Annotated in this window: 3 protein-coding genes; 2 read left to right on the top strand and 1 reads right to left on the bottom strand. The window is 46.6% G+C overall.

The window, feature by feature from the left end; genetic code table 11:
* Positions 1-94: 94 nt before the first annotated feature.
* Complete coding sequence (locus IV55_RS04650; RefSeq protein WP_057809832.1) at positions 95-1,252, bottom strand: AI-2E family transporter; 1,158 nt, start codon at positions 1,250-1,252, stop codon at positions 95-97.
* Positions 1,253-1,406: 154 nt separating this feature from the next.
* Here IV55_RS04650 and IV55_RS04645 point away from each other — a divergent pair, with 154 nt between their 5' ends.
* Positions 1,407-2,441, top strand: coding sequence for a lactonase family protein (locus tag IV55_RS04645; protein ID WP_057809830.1), 1,035 nt, complete (start codon positions 1,407-1,409; stop codon positions 2,439-2,441).
* Positions 2,442-2,490: 49 nt separating this feature from the next.
* Positions 2,491-3,126 carry a copper homeostasis protein CutC gene (locus IV55_RS04640; RefSeq protein ID WP_057810106.1) on the top strand — a complete coding sequence of 212 codons (636 nt, stop codon included), beginning with the start codon at positions 2,491-2,493 and terminating at the stop codon, positions 3,124-3,126.
* Positions 3,127-3,213: the final 87 nt, after the last annotated feature.

Here is a 3,213-nt window from a genome sequence, read left to right as displayed (position 1 = left end):
AGCCGAAGCGGTAAGGCGCTACATCTGGTCGACGGTGAGCGAAGCGAACTTGCTAATAACCTGGCGCTGGGGGACACGGCAACAGCCGGCTAATCTAAACGTCGTCGCCATTCGTGGAAGACTGGTACCAGCGTGACTGAGCACGCCAGTATTGATACAGGTGCGACCCAATCACTTTCAGAATTGCGTAGCCTGGCACCCCAAAGATAACGCCAAGCACGCCGAAAATTTTTCCACTGGCTAACAAGACGATGATGATGGTCACTGGGTGAATTTTCAAACTTTGTCCAAGGACCAATGGCGAGATCAACCGGCCTTCAATCGTTTGCTCGATGATAAAGACAATGAGTACCTTAACCAACATCCACGGCGAAATGAAAATGCCGATCACCACTGCCGGCACCATTGCTAAGAAGGAACCCAGGTACGGGATCAAGTTTAGTAAACCCGCCACGATTCCTAATACTAAGGCAAACTTCAAGCCGATAATTAAATACCCGACATAGAACATCAAGGCAACAAAAAATGCGACCGTCAGTTGCCCCCGAATGTAATTGGCAACTTGATTATTCATTTCATTGAGAACTTTTAAAAAGGATGGTTGTAACCGATCCGGCAGAAAACGTGCAACCGCTTTGGGAAACTGACGGCCATCACGTAGCATGTACCACAGTAAAAATGGAAATGTAACTAGTGCAATTAAGGCTGTCGTAATCGACCCAACGACACTACTAATGCCACCGACTGTGCTAAAGGCAGTGTTTTTAATCAACCCACTCATGCTCTTTTCAAGCTGACTATCATACTGATTTAGTAAATCCCGTCCCCATTTAAAGTTTGCGTCCTGCCAAAACGACTGCGAGGAATTTAACAGGCTGTCCCAGTAATGCGGCCAGTTTTTCACGAGGCTACTGATTTGTTCTTGCAAGACTGGAATCAATGCTACCAGTCCCCAAGCAAGTAAGCCGCCGACCAAAATAAACAACCCGATGATCGACCAACTACGCCGGATTTTAAACCGGCGATCTAACCAATCCACAATCGGGTTTAGTAAATAGTAAAACACCCCTGCTAAGATGATTGGTGCCCCAACAATGGCAAAGAACTGCTGAAACGGACGAAAGATCCATTTAATCTGACTTAAAATCCATAAAATGGCGACCGCTAATAAAATCATCACTAAATAGGTAATAATTCGTCGCGCGGTGCTGCCACTTAAAAAGCGTGGTCGTTTTGGTTGTTGAGCTGCCATCAAAGCGCCTCCCTTAGGTTTAAATGATTGTTTGCAGTATAGCATACTTATGGTTGCAATTAGGTGTCTCACGCCCGTCAGTATCCCATTGACAGACTTAAGTAATCGTTTTCATTATGCTATACTAAACCAGTAAGTTGAGGAGGAAAATCACATGCTTGAAAAATTTTTAGTTGGTACATACACCAAGAAAACAAGTGACGGGGTCTACGAAATGGCCATCGACACCGACAAAGAACAACTCACCGCGCCAAACCTTGTTGCGCGTGCGGATAGTCCAACCTATTTGGCTTTATCTGCCGCTCACAAACTGTATGCGGTTGATAAAAATGCAGCAGAAGGTATTGGTGGTACGACTGCGTTTGACCTAACCAAGTCCCCTGCAGAAATACTTAACCACGTCTTTTCAAAGGGCTCTAGTCCCGCCTATGTCGCCGTAGATGAAAAACGGCAACTTGTTTATGAAGGTAATTACCACACTGCCACCGTTAAAAGTTTTGCCATTCAAGCTGATGGCTCCTTAGCACTGGCCGACGTAATCACACACCAAGGGGCAGTTGGTCCTGCACCTGAACAGACTGATGGTCCTCATGTTCACTACACGGATTTGACGCCTGACAATCGGCTCATTGTGTGTGACCTCGGTATGGATCAAGTGACGATTTATGATGTTTCAGATGATGGCAAACTGAGCCTGGTATCTACTTATCAAACTGAGCCTGGTTTTGGCCCTCGTCACGTCGCTTTCAATACGCAAAAAAACTTGTGCTACTTAGTCGGTGAATTAAGCAGTGAAATTGCTACTTTAAAGTACGATCCTACCACTGGCACACTGACACATTTACAAACTTTAAAAACGATTCCCGCAGACTGGACAGAACATAACGGTGCCGCTGCGATTCGTTTAACCGCTGACGGTCAATTTGTCTACGTTAGTAACCGTGGCTTCAACACATTAGCCGTGTTTGCTGTCCAAGAAGATGGTACACTAGCGCTACGGCAGCAAATTAGCACAGAAGGTGACTTTCCACGTGACTTTGCCTTGGACGCGACCCAACAATTTGCTGTGGTCGTCAATCAAAACACTGACAACGCTACATTATACCGGCGTAACGCCACAACTGGTCAACTGACCTTGTTGCAAAAAAATGTAACGGTTCCAGAAGGTGTCTGTGTTGTCTTTGAATAGACTTGCTGCCGCACTACTTAATTAAAGGAGCATTCTTGTGAGCACATCTATTTTTACTGAAGTAGCCGTTGAAAACTTTACCGCGATTCCCGCCGCCATTGCTGCTGGCGCAAATCGAATTGAATTAAACGATAATCTAACCGTTGGTGGCACCACAGCCAGCCGTGGGGTCATGAGTGAGGCCAGCCGTTATGCCAGCGAACATCACGTTCCGATAACGGCAATGATTCGCCCTCGTGGCGGTGACTTCGTTTACAACGATACCGAAATCAAGATTATGGAAGCAGACTTATTTTCTGCTCAGGAATTAGGCATTGATGGCATCGCAATCGGTGCCCTCACCCCTGATCACAAGCTAGATACAGAAGCACTCGAACAATTATTGGCAGCCGCTGGCGGTATGAGTTTAACCTTCCATATGGCATTTGATGAAATTGCTGCAGCAGATCAAGCTGCAGCAATCGACTGGCTAGCCGAACATGACTTTGACCGGATTCTGACACATGGTGGTCCTTTAAACGAACCAATTGAAGCTCACTTCGACCAATTGAAACAGTCCATTCAATCTGCTGCCGGTCGGCTCCTGATTTTACCCGGCGGTGGTATCACTGCTGACAACGCCGCGGCTCTGGCCGACGCACTGTCTGTCAAAGAATTACACGGCACTAAGCTTATCAACTTCTAGCACTCTTGGTGAGTGTCTCCGCCAAAACAGGATAACAGTGAGCTCACTGCGTTCGCAGGCGGGAAACTAGCGTACCTTACCGTTACA

The sequence above is a fragment of the Furfurilactobacillus siliginis genome, from assembly GCF_001437435.1.
GTDB classification, from domain to species: domain Bacteria; phylum Bacillota; class Bacilli; order Lactobacillales; family Lactobacillaceae; genus Furfurilactobacillus; species Furfurilactobacillus siliginis.
Note: the sequence above shows the minus strand (reverse complement) of the source record. Positions and strands in the feature narration are given on the sequence as shown.